Annotated in this window: 2 protein-coding genes and 1 rRNA gene; 1 reads left to right on the top strand and 2 read right to left on the bottom strand. The window is 49.2% G+C overall.

What is annotated here, in order from left to right:
* Positions 1–68, bottom strand: a 16S ribosomal RNA gene (locus HFE01_RS23585); the annotation flags it as partial.
* Positions 69–680: 612 nt separating this feature from the next.
* Between HFE01_RS23585 and HFE01_RS23590 the strand changes: the two genes are divergently transcribed.
* The gene (locus tag HFE01_RS23590) at positions 681–1,715 is read left to right on the top strand and encodes an alpha/beta hydrolase (protein ID WP_016818884.1); all 1,035 of its coding nucleotides are present in this window, start codon (positions 681–683) and stop codon (positions 1,713–1,715) included.
* Between the two features lie 115 nt (positions 1,716–1,830).
* Here HFE01_RS23590 and HFE01_RS23595 read toward each other — a convergent pair whose 3' ends face one another.
* Complete coding sequence (locus tag HFE01_RS23595; RefSeq protein ID WP_397364907.1) at positions 1,831–25,569, bottom strand: non-ribosomal peptide synthase/polyketide synthase; 23,739 nt, start codon at positions 25,567–25,569, stop codon at positions 1,831–1,833.
* Positions 25,570–25,611 lie beyond the last annotated feature (42 nt).

The following is a 25,611-nucleotide window of genomic DNA, read 5'->3' on the forward strand; positions in this document are numbered from 1 at the left end:
CGCTCGACTTGCATGTATTAGGCACGCCGCCAGCGTTCGTCCTGAGCCAGGATCAAACTCTCCATTAAAGACCAACCAAAGTTGGTTATAGAAAGAGCGATTAGCTCATTTTGAAACTGACGATATAAAATATCTCTTTGTTTGATTTTGCGAACAAAATCAATTTACTCACTCGTTGTTCAGTTTTCAAAGATCAAACATTTCTTTTGTTGAATCAACTCATCGCCTCATCAACTCTTATATCATATCACTTCCGAACCAACTTTGCAAGCATTTTTTAAAAACATTTTTTTGTACCTCTCGCTCGCAACCACTATGTCTTCTTGGCCGGAATTATAGTATATCATTCTGGATTTTTAAATGCAAGCTTTTTTATTAAATTGTTTTCACACCTATATGTTTATAGCTGGTCCCTAGGCTTTTGTTCAAATGGTTCCTAGATTGTATATTCATTTTTTCTTTAATATTGATGATTTGACAAACAAAGGATGGGTATAAATGATAAGGAACGCCCGCTCCATTCCCCCCAGCCTTTAATAGTGAAAAGGTAGATACTACGGAACTCCAACTTAATGTTTACATGAAAGTTCATCATGAACCAACCACACCAAAGCAATTTTATCTCATATGAAATAGATGTTGTGAATTGAATAATGACCTTATAGAGGAGTAGATGTTATATGAAACAACGAAGGCTGACCTGGACGAAAGTTGTGTTTTGGGTTATCTCTTGCTTACTGCTTGTTGTTATCTCTGGATTTGTGTATGAGTGGATTGCATCCAAACATGATAAGTCGCAACATCCTCCTCTGGGGAGAATGGTCGACGCTGGAGGTTATCGTCTCCATATTCATAAAATGGGTGCCGGCTCTCCAACGATAGTGCTTGAATCAGGGAGTGGGGAAAGTAGCCTTTCTTGGAGAGATATTCCCGAGAAGCTATCATCCTTTGCCACCGTTGTATCCTATGATCGGGCAGGCTATGCATGGAGCGAAGAGGCAAATACTCCACGTACCGGCGAAAACATCGTTCGGGAGCTTCATACCGCTCTAAAAAATGCAGACATCCAAGCTCCATATATCCTTGTAGGCCATTCCCTCGGGGGGATGTACTCAAGACTCTATGCACAGACGTACAGAGACGAAGTCGCAGGATTGGTTCTGGTGGATGCTAGGCCTGAGAATGATGCCCGCCGGACAAATAAGATCTATGCCAAAGAACGGCCTAAGGTTAATCCCTCGCCGCTCATATCCATTCTCCTAGAAAGATCGGGGGCTTTTCGTCTGTTCCCCAACTTAATGCTAAACGGTCGGGTGGAGTATCGAGATAGAAAATCTTTCGTGAACATTGTTGCTTCCCCCAAGTACTTTCGCTCTGTTGCCGAGGAGGGTGATCTGGCGAGCACTACCGAAGATGCCATACGCGGTCAGCATTTGGGCAACCTCCCTGTACGCGTAATTGCCCGAGGCATTCAGCAAAATTTGACTCAGTTCGGTATAAGTAAGCGTGGAAATGATCAGATCGAACAAAGCTGGCAAATCGGGCAGCGCGAGATGCTCCACATCTCTAACAACAGCAAGCTTATTGTCGCCAAAAAGAGCGAACATATGATTATCCATGATCAACCTGAGCTCGTCATTCAAGTCATCCGTGATCTCATCTCCAATATCCATTATTCTCGGTCAACCATTGCTAAAACAAACACTGATCATTAAGGGCACTACTCTCTGCATGTTGCGGATTTCATAAAATAAAAAGGACGCCCGGGTCCCTCCTTTATAAAGGAACCCGGGCGTCTTTGTTGCCCACTACTATTCTGGTTGATTGATATTAGGACAAAATAGGCTTGTTTTTAGTTGAGACTTCTGCAATTTTACCAAGTATCTGTCTCAGTACTTTAGCATTCTCCCCAACAAAACCGGAATCAAGCAGCACATCGTGCGTTCCAATGACCCCGTATTCTTTGTATTGGCCAAGTGTTGCCTGTTGCCATAACAATTTATCTAATGATGTATCCGGACCAACACTATCATCCTCTGCAATCATAGCATGGATATTCGCATGAACTTCACCTGCGTTAATAAGCTCATCGCGGTAGCTGGAGTAAACCAACATTTTGTCCATGACTCGCTCCCTGTCGGCTGGATCGGCCAGGAATGCTTTGTACTGCTCCCTAATGCTGTCCAGCACCGTCTCGACAATCTCTTCAAGCTCCTCAGGTGTCGATTCATCCTTGGACATCTTTCTCATAGCATCTACCATAATAATGTCCCCAACATGGTAACCTCGGCTTTCCATGGCTTTAGCTACCTCAAAGGCAAGATTTCCTCCAAGTGAGTATCCCAAGAATATATATGGACCCTCTGCTTGAATATCTACGATGGCATTGATGTATCGATCCAACATATCTTGACCCTGGAAACGGTCGCCGATAAATTCCATCCCGTACACCTCGCAAAGCCCATCCAGCTCCTTGGCCATCTCATAGTACCCCAGAGAGTGACCTACCCGAGGAGGGAAGCAAAATACTTTAAGCGTTCCTTTCCCTGGGAAGTGGATAATTTCCATTTCTTGTTCATCGGCAGCAGTTGTTGCCTGCAGCTTGAAAATTTCATGTGCCATCTCTTCCACAGTCGGCAGATTAAATACGGCTTGAAGTGGGAGATGAACACCCATACTGGACGAGATCCTTTGGATCAAGCCCAACACTTTCAGGGAATGACCGCCAAGTTCGAAGAATTGATCCCTGATCCCGATTTCCTGTACGCCGAGCACCTCGGACCAAATCTTAGCAAGCTCTACTTCTGTCTGCGTACGCGGCGCGATATACTCGGCTGTGCTCCGCAGAAGTGTTTCCGGTGCCGGTAGCGCTTTGCGATCCAATTTGCCATTCGGATTCAGCGGCATTTGCCCCAACTGCACGAAAGCAGACGGAATCATATAGCTTGGCAGCTCGCTGCCCAGTGCCTCGCGTAGAACGCCGGCTGCGAGCCCTTCCTCGGCCACAAAGTATGCGCAAAGCTGAGTACTTCCGCTGGAGTCAGCCAGTGCTAGAACAACCGCTTCCTGCACCGATGGTACCTTCAGAATTTGTGCTTCCACTTCTCCCAGCTCAATGCGGTAACCGCGGATTTTTACCTGGTGATCAATCCGTCCCAAGTACTCAATATTCCCGTCAGGCAACCACCGAGCCAAATCGCCCGTTCGGTAAATCCGTTCACCCGACTTGTACGGATGAGGAATGAACTTCTCTGCTGTCAGTTCCGGCTGATTGAAGTACCCTCTCGCTACCCCTTCACCTGCAATGCAGAGTTCCCCCGGCACACCTACTGGTGATACCTGAGAAGCGCTATCCATCATCCATACTTGGACGTTAGCGTACGGTTTGCCGATAGGCACATGCGTTAGAGTCGCAGTCTCACGACTCGTAGTATATCGAGTCGCATATACAGCCGCCTCCGTAGGACCGTAGATGTTCTCCAGTACGGCATAAGGTGATACTTTATAGTACTCTTCCACAAGTTTGGCAGGCAGCGTCTCACCGCAGGCAAACAGATATTTCAGAGTAAGGAATCCTTGGGTACTGCTTTCTTTCAAATATTGAACGAGCACGCTGAGCATCGAAGGTACCAAATTAAGATGCGTGATTCGGTTCGCATCCACAGCCTCCAGCAGTGCGACCGGATCTTTGTCCACGCCCTGCGGCAGGATCACAAGCGTTCCCTGTCCAAAGAACCAGCAGAATAGCTCTGGCACGGAGAAGTCAAAGGTGAATGTCGTTTTGAGCAGGAATCGGTCACCTGCCAACATCGGATATTCAGCTTCCAACTGGCTCAATGTATGGACGGCGGAGCGATGTTCAATCATTACACCTTTCGGCTTGCCGGTTGAACCTGACGTGTAAATGATATACGCCAGATGCTCTGGTCCTGCAATTGGCTCCAGATTGGAGTCATCCGCATGATACGCCTGCGGATCATCCAGTGCCAGGATCGTGCCAGTGAATGGGAAACGATCCTTGAGATGGCTCTTCGTCAGCAGAAGCTTCGCTCCCGAATCCTCCAGCATGTGGTGAATACGATCCTCAGGGAATTCCGGATCAATCGGAACATAAGCGCCGCCCGCTTTTAGAATGGCATGGATACCTATGATCATCTCAAGCGAACGCTCGACCATGATGCCGACTGGCTGATCTGGTCTGACCCCTTGCGCACGCAGCGTACGTGCGAGGCGGTTGGCCTGCTGATGAAGTTCTCCGTAGGTAAGCTCCGTTTCGCCGAAAATAAGTGCTGTATGATCCGGTGTGAGTGCAGCTTTTTCCTCAAATATGCCGTGAAGGGTCTTCTCACGCGGATAAGGAGCTGCTGTGTCTCCCCATACCTCTATAATTTGTGATTTCTCTTCTGGCGTTATCAGCTCCAGCTCATCAATACGGATAGCAGGTTGTACAGATACGCTTGTCAGAATTTTCGTCAAGTGCCCTTGAATCCGTTCCACGCTCTCCCGGTCATAGACACGGGCATTATAACGATACAAGAACTCCAGACTACGTCCTGGCAGCACAATGAGGTTAAAATCATAATTTGTCTGTTCAAACATCTGAACATCCGTAATTTTGTATTCAGCCTCATCATTGGCAATTTTCTCTTCCAGATGCTCTTCTACCGGGTAATTCTCAAATACCATGATATGGGAAATCAAATCTTGCTTTTGTTCGCTCTGTGCCTGAATCTCATAGAGCGGATAGGAATCATAAGCATGTCCTGCCAAATATAATTCCTGCTGTCTTTTCATTACATGCGAGAACGATTCGCATCCCTCGGCCTGAACCCGAACTGGAACTGTATTAATGAAGAGACCGATCATGCTCTCGATGCCTGGAATCTCGGCAGGTCTCCCCGAAACCACACTTCCGAAGACGACATCCTGGCTTCTATTGTAGCGTTGCAATACGATTCCCCAAGCAGCTTGCATCAGCGTGTTCATCGTCACTTGATGCTGTTTGGCCACTTGTTCCAAGCGCTCAGTCAAATCCGCATCCAACGTGAATACCAGCTTCTCCGACACGTAGGCTTCTGCTTTTGCCGATGGCTGTGTGATGGCCTGTGGCAGCTTCGTCTGCTGCTCGTAGCCTTCCAGATACCCTCTCCAGTAGGAGGATGCCTCTTCCTCGCCTTGTTTCTCTAACCATTGAATGTACTGGCTGTACGATGCTGCTACAGGAAGTTCAGGCTCCCTTTGCTCACGCAGAGCTCCGTACGTTTCAAACACTTCCTGGAGCACAAGAGGCATACACCAGCCATCCAAAATGATGTGATGAGAGCTCCACAACAGATGGTAATGCTCTTTTGCAGTACGTAGAATAGCAACACGCAGCAAGGCTTCATTCGCAAGATCAAAACCTCTCGCTTTGTCCTGGTCCATATAAGCTGCAAGACGCGTTTCCATTTCGCCCGGTTCCAGCTCATGCAATTCCTCGTATACAAAATCGCATGCTCTTTCTTTGAACACAATCTGTATAGGGAAGTCGCCCCATCCAGCATGGAAATTCGTTCTCAGTATGGCATGCCGTTTCATCAGATGCTGTAAGCTGCGTTTGAAATCCTCAGGATAGAATACTCCCTGAATTTCAAATGTGGCCTGCTCAAAGTAGACCTCTGAATGAGGCTCCAGCAAGCTGTGGAACAGCATTCCCTTTTGCATCGGTGTCAGTTTATACACATTTTCAATGCTACCGATGTGCCGTGTCTGCTCTTCCAGCTCCTCGATTTCCTCCAAGCTGATATCGTTGAGGAGTACATCGCTTGGTGTAAGCTCGGTTCTATCCTTGCCTGCACAGTGTCCAATGACTTCACTGAGACGTTCCTTCAAGATACAGGCAAACTTTTCTACCGAATCCATATGGAACTGTTGATGGTTATAGCTGACCGAAAGCTGAAGCTGTCCTTCGGTAATCAGTCCATTAATATTCAAGGCCTGATGCTGCACCATCTCCTCACTGACCTCAGACCCTGCCGAGTAAGGGGACACCTCCATCGTTCCTTCTGCAAGATCCTGGTCAAACTGCCCCAGGTAGTTGAAGGTAATCTCCGGTTCTGCCGAGAAGGAGGAGCCAGTGGATACGTCACTCAAATATTTCAAAATACCATATCCTACACCTTTGTTCGGGATACGACGCAGGCCTTCCTTAATACGCTTGATTCTGGCGCCGATCTCCATTTCGCCTCCCATCTCAAGGGCGACAGGATACTGACTTGTAAACCAGCCTATTGTGCGAGTGATATCTAATTCCGGTACAACAGGCTCCCGTCCATGTCCTTCCAGCACGATGCCTACACGTTCGATCCCTGTCCACTCGTGAACAGCCATACCTAGGGCCGTCAAGAGCAGATCGTTAACTTCCGTATTGTAAGCGCGATTCGCCTCTTTCAGGAACTGCTCTGTCTCTTCTGGCGACCATGTTACCGTAACAGCCTCGGTGTCTTTTATGAGAAGAGCGCCGTCTACCTTGTCTTTTGGAAGAAGGGCAAATCCCTCTCCTTCCACCTCTGCCCAAAAGCTGCGTTCTTGTTCAGCCGCCGGGCTGTTGGCGTATTGCGTGATCCCATCAACCCATGCACGGTACGAATCAGTCTTTTGTGGGAGCTTGACCGCTTGTCCACGTGCTGCTTGTTCGTAGCCTTCCTGCAAGTCCTCAAAGAGAATGCGCCAGGATACGCCATCCACAGCTAAATGATGAATAACGATCAACAAATGTTCGCCTTCCGCACAACGGAACAGACCTAGTCTAAAGAGTGGCCCATCCTCCAGAGAGATGCTGCGCTGAATGGCTTCTGCACCAGCTTCTATTGCCAAAGCCGGGTCTTTTTCATCCTGCAAATCGTGGATTTGGAGGCTATACAGCTCACCTTCGCCCAAACTGCGGTTCCACGCTTCTATTCCGTGCTCTCCTTGGCGGAATACCAGTCGCAGCGCATCATGGTGTTCTGCAATTTTTTGAATAACCTTGGCGAGCGCATCGGTATTAAAGCCTTCGCGTCGGTACAGCAGGACCGACTGATTAAAGTGATGTAGATCCTTTGACTGCTCTTCGAAAAATCTGCGCTGGGCAGGTCCCAGTTTTACCGTTCCGTGTACCTCGCCCTGATCTGCAATTCGGCTGACTGCGCTAACACGCTGAGCCAGTTCCGCAATTGTTGGATAGCTGAATAAATTCTTCATTTCCAGTTTGTAGCCTGCGTGGAGAAGTCTTGATGAAACCTGAATCGATTTGATCGAGTCGCCTCCAAGTTCAAAGAAATTATCATGTATGCCAACAAGCGGTACGCCGAGCACACCTTGCCAAATCGAAGCCAAAATATTCTCCACATCCGTCCGCGGAGCAGCAAAGGCGGCTCCTGCTTTCACACCCAAGTTTGGTTCAGGCAGTGCCTTACGATCCAGCTTGCCATTTGGTGTCAAAGGCATTACGTCCATTTGGACAAAGTAAGACGGAATCATATATGCAGGCAGTTCGGCAGACAGTTCATTTCTCAGCTCGCTGACAGACATTTCCCGATCAGCTACAAAGTAAGCACATAGAGACTTCTGTCCATTGGCGTCTGCCCACGCAACAACGAGAGCTTCCTCCACAAGTGGCATATCCAGCAACTTGGCCTCAATCTCACCAAGCTCAATACGATAGCCCCGTATTTTAACTTGATGGTCAATACGCCCAATGTACTCAATGTCTCCATTAGGAAGGCGACGAGCCAAGTCTCCGGTCCGATACATATTTCCTTCCGCAGCGAACGGATCCCTAATGAATTTTTCTGCGGTAAGATCCGGACGATTCAGGTATCCACGGGCTACTCCGTCCCCGGCGATGTACATTTCGCCCTCCACACCTAACGGTACAAGACGAAGCTGTTCATCCAGGATATGAATGTATATGTTGTCGGACGGCAATCCAATCGGTACAGATTCCCGTGTATCCTTCGCAGGATCGTACAGGTGAATCATGCAGCCAACGACGGTTTCGGTTGGGCCGTATTCATTGTAAATTTTGATGTTGCCGCCAAAGAGATCGGTAATCGTTTTGGACAAATGCGTGGTCAGATTCTCTCCACCCACAATAAGCTGCTGAATACGACTCTCCGCTGGAATGGTCATGTCTTTTATGAGACTGAGATGCGTCGGCGTCAGCTTGAGAATATCGACCGCATTTTCGCGCAAAATATGCTGAACGACCTCTGCCTTATCTATACCATCATAAATCCGTACTATTCCTCCGTTTATTAACGGAGTAAACATTGATGTCATCGTCAAGTCAAACGAAATGGATGAGTACAGCGGGAAGTCCGTTGGTTGCCCTGCACAATAGACCTTATTGGCCCACCAGATGTAGTTCACGATCCCTTTATGGTTAATCATGGTTCCCTTCGGATTCCCTGTTGTACCTGAGGTATAGATTAAATACACTAGGTCGTTTCCTCTTACAGGAATATTAGGATTATCCACTCCGGTTCCGTAGATGTGCGGAGAATCCAATTCCATAACCATTCCCTCAAAGGAGGCCAGCTTCGTCAGGTGGCTCTGTGTGAGCAGAATCTCAGCGCCGGAGTCCTTCAGAATATACTGAATCCGTTCCTGCGGATATTCAGGATCAATCGGTACATAGGCTCCGCCCGCTTTGAGTACACCCATGATGGCAACAAGCAGTTCCACTGACCGATCCGCTAACAGACCCACTACTTGTTCACTCCGCAGTCCCTGGTCTATCAAGGTCGAAGCCAGTCTGTTCGCCCGCTCGTTCAACTCCCGATACGTGATCTGGATATCGCCGCTTACTGCTGCAATCTTATCTGGCGTACGGACAACCTGTTCCTCAAACAAGGTATGCAGACCCTGATCACTTGGATAGGCATGAGCCTTGCCACCCCAGTCAAGCAGCTTCGTCCGTTCCTCCGGTGTTACAATCTCCAGCTCCTGTATCGTCGCTTGCGGACGAGTAGCTACCTGATCGAGCATTTGCAACAAATGTCCTCCGATTCGCGCAATGCTTTCTTGCTCGTAGACCGAAGCATTGTAGCGAATGCAGACCTTAATGTCCTCGCCTGGAATGACAACGAGGTTAAAGTCATAGTTGGTTTGCTCAAACATGGCGAAGTTGGCGACTTCGAGATTGTCCTCTGTGTGATTACCCGACTGTTCTACCTGTTCGTCGAGCGGATAATTTTCAAAGATCATAATATGAGAAATCAGGTCTTGCTTTTGGCTTGTTTTCCCCTGAATCTCATACAGCGGATAGGTGTCGTAGGCACGACCAGCCAACGAATGTGCCTGTGTACGTTTCATCACCTCGACAAAGGCCTCGTCTTTGGATGACTGTACGCGGATAGGTACTGTATTAATAAACAGACCCACCATATTCTCGATCCCTGCAATCTCAGCAGGTCTACCTGATACAACGCCACCGAAAACAACATCCGAGCTGGCATTGTAATGTTGGAGAATCAGGCCCCAGGCTGTCTGCATGAGTGTGTTGACGGTCACATGATTGCGCTTCGCGACAACATCCATTTTATGGGTCAAGGACGCGCCCAAATGGAGAACATGCTCATTCAGAACGTAACCCTCTACTTTAGCTTGAGATTTCGTTTTAGCTTCCGGCAATACAGTATTACCGTCATAGTCTTCGAGATATTGGCTCCAATATGTTGAAGACTCTTGATCATCCTGTGCATCAAGCCATTCTATATAACGGCTGTAGGGCTGAGCCGGTGGTAGTACAGGCTGTACTTGCTGACGCAGGGCAGAATAATAATCGAACAGCTCCTGTGTAATAATCGGGATGCACCAGCCATCCATGACAATATGATGGAAGCTCCACAATACAAGGCAGCTTTGTTCCTTTTGCAAAACAGTCACTCGCATCAGCGGATCTTCTGACAAGCTGAATCCCTTAGCCATATCTTCAGTAGTGTAAGCCTGAATTTGGGCTTCTTGCTCCTGCAACGTAGCGGCACGCAAATCTAAGTAGTTCAGAGGGATTGGCCGTTGCTTAAAGACAACTTGTAGCGGTACATCAGCAATATTGTTGTAAAAGCCGGTACGCAATATGGCATGTCGTTGCGCCAAAGCCTGGAAGCTCTCGAAGAAGATATCTACATCGAAGCTGCCACGTAGCTCAAACGTTGCCTGCTCAAAGTATGAAGAGGAGTCTGGCTCCAGCAAGCTGTGGAAGAGCATGCCCTTCTGCATTGCCGTTAGCTTGTACACATCCTCAATCTCTCCAATATGGGCCGTTTGGGTTGTGAGCCGATCAAGCTGCTCCAGGGTCAGTCCTTGGAACAGAACATCACTCGGCGTAAGCTGCGAACGCTCCTGAGCCACACAATGCCAGATGACCTCGCTAAGACTTGACTGTAATAATTCAGCAAAATGACTTACCGTCTCCTTACGGTACTGCCTGTTGCTGTACGTAATCGTCAGTGATAGCTGGCCTTCGGCAATCATGCCATTCACATCCAGAGCATATTGCTGTGGTGTGTGATCACTGAGCGCCTTACCGACTGAATGTGTAGACAAGCTAAGAGCATTGCCTTCCAAATCCTGATCAAACTGTCCAAGGTAGTTGAAGGAAACTTCCGGTTCTACGCTGAATCGAGTACCTTTTTCCGGTGCCATATACTTCAGCAAACCGTAGCCGATGCCTTTGTGCGGAACCTCTCGCAAATTCTCCTTGATGCGCTTGATTTGGGCAGATACTTCCTGCCCACCTTGCACGTTCAGCAGAACAGGGTATTGGGTGGTGAACCAGCCCACGGTACGGGTAATATCCAGATCTGGTACGATCATTTCCCGGCCATGCCCTTCAAGGTTAACCAAAATCTGTTCCATGCCTGTCCAGCGCTGAATAGCTGCTCCCAGCGCAGTCAAGAGCAAATCATTCGTCTCCGTATGATAAGCCCGGTTTGCTTGTCGCAACAGCAGGTCTGTTTCTTCAGCAGACCACGTTACCGTAACCGACTCGGTATCCCGAATGGGGCCCGGTTCCTGATCCTCATCCTTTGGCAGTGGAGCCAGCATCGTCTCCTCAATCTGCTGCCAGTATGAACGTTCCTCGTCCAGGGCAGGGCCTGCTGCATACTTCGCCGCTTGCTCGGACCATACAAGATACGAATCGGTCTTTTGCGGAAGAACAATCGCTTGTCCATTCAACGCCTGCTCGTATCCTGTTGCAATGTCTTCAAACAGGATGCGCCAGGATACGCCGTCAACCAAGAGGTGATGAATGACAATCAACAAATGATCGCCATCATTACAATGGAACAAGCCTAGCTTGAACAGAGGGCCGTCTTCCAAGTGGAAGCTTGCCTGGATGGCATCGGCCTGGGCTTGAACAGCAGCTGCCTGGTCTTCTACCTGTCTCATATCGACGATGTCCAATGTGTAGAGTTCGCCTTCGTCAATTCCCCGATTCCAAGCTGCATATCCAGCTTCTGTAGACCGGAAAACCATACGTAGCGCGTCATGATGAATCGCAACTTGGTCCATTGTCAACCGGAGTGCAGCCTCATCAAAGCCGTCTTTCCGATGGAGCATGACAGCATGATTGTAATGATGTGGCTCCGCTGTGTGACGTTCAAAGAACCAGCGCTGAATTGGCATTAACTCCGCTGCACCTTTGATTTCACCCTGCTCTGCTGTGCGTCCGGCTACTTGAAGATACGGGCTTAGCTCAGCAATTGTCGGATATTTGAAGAGATCCTTCATCTCTAATTTATATCCTAATTGGAACAATCTAGAGGACACCTGAATCGCCTTGATGGAGTCACCACCCAGATCGAAGAAGTGATCATGGATGCCGACCTGCTGTGCTCCTAACACACCTTGCCATACAGAAGCCAAAGCTTCCTCAGCTACGTTCCTCGGCGCTTCATAAACCGCTCCAGTCTGCACATTGGTCTCAGGAGCTGGAAGTGCTTTGCGATCCAACTTACCATTTGGTGTCAACGGCATCTGTTCCAATTGCATGAAGTAAGACGGAATCATATAAGCCGGCAGCTCAGCAGCCAAGGCTTTTCTCAATTCGCCTACTGTCAGCATCTGATCGGCAGTGAAATAGCCCACCAGTACTTTTTGTCCACTTCCATCCTCCCGGGCAAGCACAACGGCCTCCCTCACAGACGGAGCATGGAGCAACTTCGCCTCCACTTCTCCCAGTTCGATACGGTAACCCCGGATTTTAACCTGATGGTCAATCCGTCCCAAATACTCCATGCTGCCATCCGGCAACCAGCGTGCCAAGTCACCTGAGCGGTACATGCGCTCGCCCGCTTCAAACGGATGAGCTACAAACTTCTCTGCCGTCAATTCCGGTCGGTTCAGGTAGCCACGCGCCAGGCCTTCGCCCGCCACATAGAGTTCACCCGGAATGCCAATCGGTTGTGGACGGCGTTGTTCATCCAGAATGTACGCACGTAGTGTCGGAATCGGGATACCGATATTGCTGCGGCCCTGTTCAATTTCCAGTTCTGTAATTTCCTTATACGTTACATGCACGGTCGTTTCCGTGATGCCATACATGTTGATGAGCTGTACTTGCGGATATTTCGCTCTCCAGTCCTTGAGCAAGGCCGGGCTTAATGCCTCCCCGCCGAAGATAATCATGCGAAGACTCAATTCTGCCGCGCGATGACTAAGTTCTTCTTGTAGTAACTGATAGAAGTATGTTGGCGTCTGGTTCAACACGGTAACCTTCTGGTCCTTAAGCAACTGCAAGAAACGCTCTGGGCTCTTCGCAGTAAGCGATGGAACGATGACCAGACGACCTCCGTTCAGCAATGCCCCGTACATCTCCCATACGGAGAAGTCGAAACAGAATGAATGGAACAGCGTCCACGTATCCTGAGGACCGAAATCAAACATATTTTTATCATTAAAGAGCAAGCGGACTACATTTTTGTGCTCGATCAGCGTTCCCTTTGGCTTGCCTGTCGTACCCGATGTGTAGATAACGTAGGCAAGATGATTCGGTCCAGCCGTAGGCTCCAGATTTGAGACATCTTCCTTGTAGGAAGCCGCCTCGTCCAGATTAACGATGTCTCCGGTGAAGGAGATACGTGTCTCCAGATGCGCTTGTGTCAGCAGCAGCTTGGCTCCCGAATCCTCAAGCATAAAGCGAATGCGGTCCTCTGGATATTCAGGGTCGACAGGGACATAAGCCCCGCCTGCCTTCAAGATGGCCAAAATCCCAACGACCATTTCAAGGGAACGATCCGCCATGATTCCAACCAAACCGTCTGGTTGCAGACCACGCTCGCGGAGCGTTCTGGCAAGTCCATTGGCCCGCTCATTCAGCTCGCTATAGGACAAGGTTGCCTCTTCACATACGACCGCTACTGCATCCGGATTACGGACAGCCTGTTCCTCGAACAGTGCATGAATCGTTTGGTCACGAGGATAATCTGCTTTGGCTTCGTCCGCATCTTTCATCAGCATCGACTTTTCCTGCGGTGTCACGATATCAAGGGATGACAACGACAATCCCGGATTGGCGATAGCTTCCTGAATAAGCTGTACAAAGTGGCCTGCCATCCGCTCAGCGGTCTCCCGCTTGTAGATTGCAGTCGCGTATTCCAACGTGCAGTTCAATGCCTCATCCGCTTCACTCACTGTCAGCGTGAGGTCGAACTTGGCAGCAGGATGGGCCTGATCGTAAGGAGTGAAACGTAATCCCTCTATTTCTTGTTCTCCCTGCTCGATATTTTGCAGAACAAACATAGTATCAAATAGTGGGTTACGACTCAGGTCACGCTGAAGCTCCAGCTTCTCTACCAGCTCCTCGAACGGATAATCCTGGTTTTCATAGGCCCGCAGTGCTGTTTCCTTCACTTCCTTCAAGTAAGCCTCGAAGGACTTTTCGCCCTCTGGATAAGTACGCAGTGCCACTGTGCCTACGAACATACCGATAAGGCCCTCGAGTGTGGCATGGGATCTTCCCGCCACTGGTGAACCGACAATGACATCTTCCTGCCCCGTGTACTTGTGCAAGAGCGTCGTATAGGCTGCCAGCAGCACCATGAACAGCGTAGAACCTGTTCGGGTAGCCAGCTCCTGGAGTGAAGCGCTCAGAGAAGCATCAATCTGGAAGTCAATCCGATCTCCCGCAAAGCTTCGTACCGCAGGACGAACTTCATCTACTGGCAAATCCAGCACTGGCAAGCTTCCGCGGAATGCATCCAGCCAGTAAGCTTCCTGGGCTTTGAGGCGCTCGCTTCCGAGCTGCTCTTGCTGCCATACCGCATAGTCTGTGTACTGGATCTGCAACGCAGGCAATACGTCCTCTTCTTGGTAGAAGTGAAGGAACTCTTCTATGAGAATATTCATAGAAACCCCATCCGAGACAATATGATGCATATCGAACAACAGTAAATGGCGCTCGTGTGCAATTCGAATGAGACCTACCCGCAGCAATGGTGCTTCGCCAAGGTCAAAAGGATGAACAAACTGCTGAAGGGCAGCTTCTGCCTCTGTCTCGCTCAACTCCGCATATTCCACCGTAAACGGAACATCCGGTAGGATCTGCTGTACAGGTTCACCGTTAACAGTCACAAAACGGGTGCGCAGTGAACCATGACGATGAATCAGACGACGGAATGCCTGCTCCAGTCGTTCCCGATTCAGGGCTCCCTCAACCGTAAGGATACCTGGCATATTGTAGCTCAGCTCTCCGCCTTCCAGCTGGCTAAGGATAAACAGCCGTTTTTGGGCTGAGGACAATGGGTAGTGCTCTCGCGCTCCCGCTGTAGGAATTTCTTCAAAATTCAGCGGTGTATAGCCCTCAATGGCACGAGCCAAGCCTTCAATGGTAGGCGACTCGAACACTTCTCTTAGGCTAATCTCACGGTTCATCTCCTTACGAATTCGTGAGACTAGCAGAGCTGCACGCAGTGAATGGCCTCCAAAATGGAAGAAATTATCCTTTACTCCCGCGCTCTCTACACCCAGCACCTCTTGCCAGATTTCGGCTAATTGAATTTCTACAGGTGTCTGTGGAGCCTCAGATGAAGCAACTGCCCATCCTTGCTCACCCTGCAGCGCTTTTCGATCTATTTTTCCGTTCGACGTCAGAGGCATGTCCTCCAGTTGTACGAAGCGGGAAGGGATCATATATCCAGGTAACATCTCCGACAGAACTGCCCGGAGCTCCGATACCTCAAGCTTCTGAGCAGCTACAAAGTAAGCGACTAGATCTTTGTAGCCATCCTCACTTTCCACAGCCAAGGCCACGACTTCCTGAACGAACGGCACTCTGAGCATGTGTGCTTCGACCTCGCCCAGCTCGATCCGATAGCCACGAATTTTGACTTGGTGATCTATCCGACCTAAGTACTCGATAGTTCCATCTGGTAACCAACGAACCAAATCACCCGTCCGATACATACGCTCTCCTGGAGTAAACGGATTGTCCACGAACTTCTCATCCATTAACGCAGGCTGGTTATGATAGCCCCGGGCTAACCCGATACCTGAAATGCATAGCTCTCCAGCTACGCCGACAGGCAGCACTCTGAAATGGTCATCCAAGATATACACACGATGGTTAGCAATGGGTTGTCCAATGGACACCCGTTCCATCGTTTCTTCACTGTCCGGGACAGTCCACATTGTGGTGCATACAGAATCCTCTGTTGGGCCATAGCCATTGAAGTACTGTACATGCTTCCTCCATTTTTCGATCAACTCGACCGATGTGGCCGATCCGGCGGTTAGCAGGCATCGCAGTGCTGGCAGGCGCTCCGGCTCAAGGTGAATAATGTAAGCTGGTGGCAGAGTCGCTATCGTAATTGCCTTGCTGTTCATGAACTGCTCGAACAGGGCATGATCTAAAATATCTTGCGTAGAAGGAATGCATAGAGTAGCCCCGTGGCTCAGTGCCGTTATAATCTCGGAAACCGATGCATCGAACGACAGACTTGCAAACTGAACGATCCGATCCTGCGGTGTAACTTCGAAGAGTCCGCGGTATACGTCCGACAGATTGCGTAGTCCCCGGTGTTCCACTAACACGCCCTTAGGCTGACCCGTCGTGCCTGAAGTATAGATCACGTAAGCCAGGTCATCAGAGTTGGCCGTATCCTTCAAATTCGATTCATCGGCATCATAGGTCGACGGTTCTTCCAGCAACAGGACATTTCCCATCCAGTCTATATGCTCCAAAAGATGCGCTTGGGCAAGGATCATCTTCGTCCCCGAATCTTCGAGCATGTAGTTGATTCGCTCTTTCGGATACTCTGGATCCATTGGAACGTAGGCGCCCCCGGCTTTCATAATGCCGTACATCCCAACGATCATATCCGTTGACCGTTCAACAAGCAGCCCCACTAGGTCTCCCGTCTTGATTCCCTCAGCACGCAGTCTTCTCGCCAATCCATTGGCTTTTGCGTTCAGCTCGGCATAGGTCAGCATCTCGTTCTCAAACAGAAGGGCAGTCGCGTCCGGCGTTCGAGCCGCCTGTTCCTCCAACAGCCCGTGAAACGTGGTACGGTGTTTGGAGCTGGCTTCCGTTTCTCCCCATACGCTCAGAATCTGTTCTCTCTCCTGCGGCGTAACCAATTCCAGAGCATCCACGGAAATTGCAGGATTCTCCACAATTTGTTCCATGAGGTGAAACAAGTGACTCTTGATTTGTTCAATCGTGGCTGAATCATAGACGAGCGCATTGTATTGGAACAACAATCTCATCTCTTTGCCCGGTAGAACAATTAAGTTAAAATCGTAATTCGTTTGTTCAAGAAGCTCCGCTTCCTCAATCTCAAAGGCAGCCTCGCCATCTCCTAGACGCTCTACTTCCTCTTCCACAGGATAATTCTCAAATACCATAATATGTGAGATTAGATCCTGCTTTTGGTCCGTCTGAGCCTGAATTTCAAACAACGGGTAGGTGTCATACATATGAGAAGCCATATATTGCTCCTGCTGTTGCTTCATCAGGACTGTGAAGGGGAGATGTTCTTCCGTTTTCACACGAACTGGAATTGTATTAATGAACAAACCGATCATCCGGTCAATTCCCGGAATTTCAGCCGGTCTGCCTGACACCACACTTCCGTATACAACATCCCGACTACCGTTATAGCGTTGAAGCGCAACGCCCCAGATGGACTGCAGCAATATATTCATCGTGACATGAGCATCTCTGGCCACCTTTTCCAGACGTTCAGTCAATTCCCTGCTGACAGGATAGTTCAGCTTTTCTGCTACATAGCCTTCTCCTTTGACTGCTCCACCGACTTGAGGTAAAAGCGTCTGTTGCTCATAACCGGCCAGATATCGGCTCCAATAGTCGGCCGCAGCTGCTTCATCCTGCTGTTCCAGCCATTCAATATATCGGCTATACGGCTGGACCTCTGCCAGCTGAGGCTCTCTTCCTTCCAGGAGGGCAAAATAGTGTTCAAACACCTCCTGTGTAATTAATGGAACACACCATCCATCCATGACGATGTGGTGGAAGCTCCACAAGAGACGGAAGCTCTCTTCATCTGTTTGCAAAATCGATACACGGAGAAGCTCATCTTCAGCCAGGTTGAAGCCCTGTGCTTTGTCCTCAGCGGCAAATGTCTTTAGGTAAGCTTCACGCTGCGGTGCATTCATCTCACGCAGGTCTTCATACACCAGTTTGGCACCTCTGTGCCGAAATACGACTTGTAAAGGCTCACTGCCCCAACCACTGTAGAAGTTCGTGCGCAGAATGGCATGACGCTCCACCACTGCATCCAGACTGTGTCCGAAAGCGGTCGGATCAAAACTACCCTTAAAGTCAAAGGCGGCCTGCTCAAAATAAGCACCTGTATGCGGCTCGAACATATCATGAAACAGCATGCCCTTCTGCATCGGCGTCAGGCTGTATACATTCTCAATATCACCTATGTGGCTGGTCTGCTTCGAAAGCTCCTCCAGATCAGCAATGCTCAGCCCCTTGGCAAGTACATCGCTTGGTGTCAATACAGTTCTTTCCTGGGTTACACAATGCTGAAGAAGCTGCCGTAGGCTTTCTTCAATGTATCCAGCGAGCTGTTTCATTGTAGATGACTTATACTGTTTTCCGTTATAACTCATCGTCAGAGTCAAGGCTCCGTCTGTCACCATGCCATTAATATCTAGCGTATAGGCTGGCTCTCCCAACAGGCTTTGCGCGCTTCCGGTCGGATAAGGAGAAACCTGCAACGAGCTTCCTTGCAAATCCTGATCAAACTGCCCCAGATAGTTAAAAGAAATTTCAGGCTGCAAATTGAAACTGTCTGCGTCCTCCTGACTCGCCATCGTTTTGAGCAACCCATATCCGATACCTTTATTCGGAATACGGCGCAGCTCTTCTTTCACTGATTTGATTAAGGCTGACAACTCAAGATCATTTCCCAAGTCTAAAATGACTGGGTATTGGCTTGTAAACCAGCCAACAGTACGGGTAATATCGATATTCGGTATAATCGGCTCACGACCGTGCCCCTCAAGATTCACAGCGATCTTACCAATACCAGACCATTTGGATACCGCCATGCCTAGAGCAGTCAATAGCAGATCGTTCGTCTCCGTTTGGTAAGCACGATGGGCTTTTCTCAGCAGTTGATCGGTTTCTTCTACCGTCCATTGTGCTGTCACCACTTCGCTATCCTGCAATAAAAGGCTTTCCACAGCCTCATCCTTCGGCAACTGCTCGAGTGGCTGATCCCCAAGCTTGCTCCAATACGCCCGATGCACCTCGATTTCTGGTCCTTCCGAATAACGGGCAATAGCGTCTCCCCAATCACGGAAGGAATCCGTTTTCTGCGGAAAGGTCAGTGCTTGTCCTTGGATCACCTGTTCATAGCCTGCTGCGAAGTCCTCGAACAAAATCCGCCAGGATACTCCGTCCACCACTAAATGATGGATCACGATCAGAAGGTGGTCTCCATCCTGACAATGGAAAAGCCCTAACTTCATCAGTGGACCTTCTGCCAGGTTGATGCTGCGCTGGATGTCGTCCGACAGCGTTGTAATGGCTGCAACCGGATTAGATTCGCTCCGTAAATCAGCAGTGATCAGGCTATACAGCTCTCCTTCTCCAAGATCACGGTTCCAAGCTTCGTAGCCATGCTCGGTCTGCCGAAAAACCATGCGAAGGGCGTCATGGTGCTCAGCCAATTTTCTCAGCACATGATGCAAGGCCTTTTCCTCAAATCCCTGTTCACGATACAGCATGACCGCTTGATTGAAGTGATGAGGCTCTGCCTGTTTCCGCCCAAAGAACCACAGTTGGACTGGAGTCAACCGAGCCGCTCCGCGCACAACTCCCTGTTCAGCCATATGCACAGCCGTTTGTATTTCTGCACCTAGCTCGGCAATGGTCGGGGACTTGAACAGTTGCTTCATCTCTAACCGATAGCCAGCCTGCAGCAACCGTGACGACACCTGAATGGCCTTGATGGAATCTCCGCCCAATTCAAAGAAATTGTCATGGATACCCACCTGTTCGGCACCCAGCACCCCTTGCCAGACAGACGCCAAAGCTTCTTCAGCCGGTGTACGAGGAGCTGTATACTTCCGTCCCGTATGCGCACCTACTTGCGGAGCTGGCAGAGACCTGCGGTCTACTTTTCCGTTTGACGTTAATGGCATACGATCCATCTGGATAAAGTAGGATGGCATCATATAGCCCGGAAGTACCTGCGATAGAGCAAGGCGTACTTCGCCTGCCGTGAGTGTACGATCTGCCACATAATAAGCGCAAAGCTGCTTCTCTCCAAGCTCATCCGCGCGAACGACGACTACGGCTTCAACTACTGACTCCACCTTGGCTAATTGAGCCTCGATTTCGGGGAGTTCGATACGGTAACCGCGTATTTTGACCTGCTCATCAATTCTTCCCTTAAACTCCAGGTTCCCATCTGGAAGCCAGCGAACCAAATCACCAGTTCGGTAGCAGCGTTCCCCTTCCTTAACAGGACTAGGGACAAATTTTTCTGCTGTGAGGTCAGGACGATTGAGGTATCCGCGCGCTACACCTTCACCGCCGACAATCAGCTCGCCCCAAGCACCAATGGGCTGTAATTGCAGCGATCCATTGACTACATAAGCGGTCGAGTTACTAATCGGGCGCCCAATCGGCACGCCCCCTTCAACACGACCCGGAATCTTGTAGGTGGTGGAGAAGGTCGTATTCTCTGTCGGACCATAGCCATTGATAGGGACAAGATCAGGATTAGCCTCAATGACACGGTTTATATGAGATATGGACAGTACGTCACCACCTACCAGCAATGCTTTCAGTCCTCTGAACAGGTACTCGTCCTGCAGTGAAAGCTGATTGAAAAGCGGTGAAGTAAGCCACATGGTCGTAATTCCGTATTTGGCAATAGCTGCTTTGAGCCGATCGGCAATCAGGATATCGTCGTTCTCTACGAAATAAAGCTGTCCGCCGTTAAGCAACGCTCCCCATATCTCAAAGGTCGAGGCATCGAAGGCCACGGCTCCTGTCTGCAAAATTCGCGTGGATTCGTTCAGCTCCACATAATTGGTTTCTTTGACCAGACGGACCACGTTCCGATGTTCAACCATAACGCCCTTCGGTCTACCTGTCGTACCCGAGGTATAGATAACATAAGCGAGTCCCTGTGGTCCCTGAACTGTCTCCTCAGCTTGGACAGGATCAGACGCATAAGCCTCTTCACTGCTGAGGTCAACAATCGGTATACCGTAGTCTACATTTATAAGCTCGCCCTTTTGTACCAGTAGTAGCTTGGCATTGGAATCTTCGAGCATATAACGAACCCGATCTTCCGGGTAATCAGGATCGATTGGCACATAGGCTCCACCAGCCTGAAGCACGGCGAGCATACCAACCACCATCTCGATACTCCGTCCGCCCATAATAGCCACCGGTTGCTCCCTTAGCGTCCCCAAACGACGCAGTGTTTGGGCCAATCGGCTCGCCTTGTCTTCCAATTCGAGGTACGTTAACTGGGCATCGCCGAATACCAACGCCGTCTGCTCTGGTGTACGCTTGACTTGTTCCGCGAACAATTCATGAATGGTCTTATCCCTTGGATAAGGAGTAGCTGTCGCGTTGAATACTTCAATGATCTGTACTTTCTCCTCCGGTGTGATCATTTCAATCTCAGCCAGTTGCAATTGAGGATTGGCCGCGACTGCATGCAGAACCCGGAGCAAGTGGGTTGCAAGTCGCTCTACAGTTTCCCGCCGATACAAAGCTGTACTATATTCGAGGCCAAAGGCTAGTTCAGCGCCCTTCTCCTCTACATTGAGGGACAGGTCAAATTTGGCTGTAACTGTGTCCATCGGGTAAGGAGTAAAGTGCACGCCATCCATGTCTTGCTCTTCCTGCTCCGTATTTTGTAATACCAACAGGGTGTCAAAGAGCGGATTGCGGCTGACATCACGTCCTACGCCCAGTTTTTCGACCAATTTTTCAAAAGGGTAATCCTGATGCTCGAACGCCTTGAGTGCTGTTTCCTTGACTTCCAGAAGATAATCCTGAAAGGTTTTTTCTCCTGCCGGGTAGCTGCGCAAAGCCAGTGTATTGACAAACATACCAATGATGCCCTCAAGCTCCGCTTGTGGTCTGCCGGCTACTGGAGAACCTACGACGATGTCCTTCTGCCCTGTATATTTGTGCAGCAGCACCGAATAAGCGGCCAGCAATACCATATACAGTGTAGTACCTGTACGGGATGCAAGCTCTTGTATCGCCTTATTGCCAGACTCGTCCAATGTAAAATCAATTCGGCTTCCCTCGAAACTCCGAACCGAAAGGCGCTGGAAGTCGGTAGGCAACTCCAATACCGGCAACTCTCCTTCAAAGGCTTGCAGCCAATACGCTTCAAGGTCTTGCCACTCTCTCTCAGACTGTTCCCGTTGCCATACCGCATAATCCTTATATTGAATATGCAGTTCTGGTAGGTGTTCTCCTTGATACAATTGCGTGAGTTCCTCCACCAGTATTTGAATGGAAACACCATCTGAAATGATATGATGCATATCAAACAGCAACAGATGACGCTCCTCCTGCAGCTTCACTAAGCCAACACGCAATAATGGAGCCTGACTCAGATCAAAGGCACGGGTAAAGCTGTGAATGAGCGTATCCGTTTCCTCCACCGACGCCTCTGTGTAGTCCAACGCAAACGGAACATTCTTATGCACACGCTGAACAAGCTCTCCATCCTGCATATAAAAGCCGGTTCTCAGCGATTCATGACGCTGGATCAGTGCTTTGAACGCAGACTCCAGCCGTACGCGATCCAACGGTCCGTCCACGGTGAAGGCCCCCGGCATATTGTAGCTGAGCTCTCCCCCGTCCATCTGTCTCAGCACGTATAACCGCTTTTGCGCTGAGGACACTGGGTATGCTTCGCTTTTCTCAGCCTGTGGAATAGACTCGTACACGGTTGGAATGCGTTCTTTCACCAATCGTGCCAAGGATTCAACTGTAGGCGACTGGAATACTTCACGCAGCGAAATGCTGCATCCCAGCTCTTTGCGAATCCGCGTAACGAGCAATGTTGCCCGCAAAGAGTGACCACCGATCTCAAAGAAATTATCGTGGACGCCAACGCGGGCAGCTCCCAGGATATCCTGCCAAATAAGCACCAGTTGTGCTTCCACTGCAGTTCTTGGAGCCAGATAATCCTCGCCGGATTGTACGCTACCCTCAGGAGCCGGCAACGCGCGGCGATCCAGCTTGCCATTAGGTGTAAGCGGCATTTGCTCCAACCGAACAAAATAAGAGGGAATCATGTAAGCTGGTAATTCCGTTGCCAGCTGAGACCGCAATTCCCCTGGCGAAAGATCGCTGGAGGCTACATAGTAGGCGCACAGCAATTTTTGTCCCTGTTCGTCGTCCCGGGCGAGGACAATCGTTTCCCGTACGCCCGGAGCTTTGAGAATTTGGGCTTCGACCTCGCCCAGCTCAATTCGGTAGCCGCGAATTTTGACCTGATGATCGATCCGGCCCAAATATTCAATATTGCCGTCAGGCAACCAGCGAGCCAGGTCCCCCGTTCGGTACAGGCGCTCTCCCGCTCGATACGGATGTTCTACAAATTTCTCAGCCGTCAAATCTGGCCGGTTCAAATACCCACGGGCAAGACCATCCCCCGCAATGTATAGCTCTCCCGGAACCCCGACAGGCTGCAAGCGTCTGTGCTCATCAAAAATATAAGCGCTAAGCGTTGGAATGGTTCTACCAATATTGCTTTTGCCTGCTTCTATCTCATGTTCTGTGATTTCCTTGTAAGTGACATGAACCGTCGTTTCCGTAATTCCGTACATATTAATCAGCTGCACATCAGGATACTTTGCCCGCCAGTTTTTCAGAAGAGATGGGCTCAAAGCCTCTCCGCCAAAAATAATTTTTCTAAGGCTAAGTTCTGTGGACGATTGTGCCAATTCTTCCTGTATCACCTGATAAAAATATGTCGGCGTTTGGTTTAAAATGGTGACTCGATTGTCCTTCAACAGCTCTAAGAAAGCTGCCGGACTCTTGGCTGTAAGGGATGGGACAATTACCAGTTTTCCTCCGTAAAGAAGCGCCCCATACATCTCCCAAACAGAGAAATCGAAGCAGAACGAATGGAACAGCGTCCATGTATCCTGGGAATTGAAATCAAATAAATTGTCATCGTTAAAGAGCAGACGAACTACATTTTTGTGCTCGATCAGCGTTCCTTTTGGCTTGCCAGTTGTACCCGATGTGTAGATAACATAGGCCAAATGGTTCGGTCCCGAAATGCTCTCCAGATTAGAAGCATCTCCTGTATACGTTGCCGCTTCGTCCAAACTCACAAGCTTTCCGTCAAAAGTGGTACTCTCCCATAGATGGCTTTGGGTGAGCAATAGACGGACTCCTGAATCCTCTAGCATGTAACGAATGCGTTCTTCAGGATATTCAGGATCAATTGGCACATAGGCCCCTCCTGCCTTCAAAACCGCCAACATGCCGACGACCATATCTAGGGAACGATCCGCCATAATCCCCACGAGTACATCTGCACCAACGCCTTCGGTGCGCAAATATCTCGCAAGCTGGTTAGCCTGCTCATTTAGAGCTAGGTATGTAATGCTCTGCTCGCCCATCTGAACAGCTACGTGGTCCGGCGTGCGCTCAGCTTGTTCCTCGAATAAGCCATGAATGGTCTTATCACGCGGGTAATCCACTACATCGCCTTCCGAAAGAGCCAGAATGGATTGCTCTTCTGCTTCTCCCAATAGATTTACTTCTGCAATGGAAAGCTGCGGTGTATGAATGATCTGCTCGGCGATCGTAAGCAGCTGGGACACCATGTCCGTTACTTCACTGCGTTCGAACAGCTCTGTCCGATAATCGATATCCAGTACAAGCTCGCCTTCATCCAAGATTTCCACGATATGAAGCACGAAATCATTCACTTCATCGCCGCAAAAATCATAATCCGTCAAAATGCGCACGTCATCCAAGTCAACCCAGTTGATAAGGCGGTATTCCATGGAAACACCAAAAAGCCGCTGAATATCCTTGTTGCCGTGCATTTCTCTAAGATCCTGAATTAACTGATTGTATGGATATTTCTGATGCCGCAAGACTGACATTTGGTCCCTGGCTACTTCCTGCAGGAAGCTTAACACCTCTACATCCTTGTCAACGTATGTTCTGGCGGCAGCCGTGCTGACAAACATACCGATCTTTTGCTTCTCTTTCTTGTTCCCCCGGTTAGCGAACGAGGTACCGATCACCACATCTGGCTGATTCGTCACTTTGTGTATGTAGATATACATCGCACCCATGAAGAATTGGAACAGAGAAATCCTGTTTTGTTGGCAAAATGCCTGTAGCTCGTTATATAGCGTCTCCGGCACAGTAAAATGTTCTCGAACAGCTTGGGTACTTAGCGATAACGGGTTATATGACTTCCAGCCTGTGAGTTCAGGCAAATCGGAGAATTTATCCAGCCAGTATGCCTTATCCTTTTGGTACCTGTCAGAAAGCTCATATGCGTTCTCATCTGCAATATATTCAATATAAGAGCAATCATCGCTCAGCTTAGGTTCATTTCCTTGAATTAAATCCATATAAAAGGCTGTCAGTTGATTTCCATAAACCACCATAGAGATCCCGTCAGAAATAATATGATGCATTTTGATATTAATCCAATACTCTTCCTCACTAATCTTCACAATCAAAAACTGGAAGAGTTCAGAGTCCAGCAATGGCAAAGGTTTGCTTTTGTGCTGCTCAAGTAAGGCTTCCACCTCGGAAATACTATCGATATGAGTAAGATCCAAGCACTCCAACTGTCTTTCTTCATAAGGAACGACATACTGCTGGGGCACTCCATCCACTGAAGTAATACGAATGCGGAACGCATCATACTGTTTGATAATCAAATTGATGGACTGCATGAAGGCAGCGATATTGATGTGACCCTTCATCTTGGCTGTACCGGATAGCTGTGACACGGATGTATCTGGATAGAGTAATTCGGTATACCATATACGCTTTTGCGCATTCGTTAAATCAAATAACTGCATGTTATTCATCTCATTCACTCCTATTTCCGTGATGTGAATATCCTCCCGCTGCACTTGGCA

Source organism: Paenibacillus sp. EKM10P (assembly GCF_011800655.1).
Lineage (GTDB): Bacteria > Bacillota > Bacilli > Paenibacillales > Paenibacillaceae > Paenibacillus > Paenibacillus polymyxa.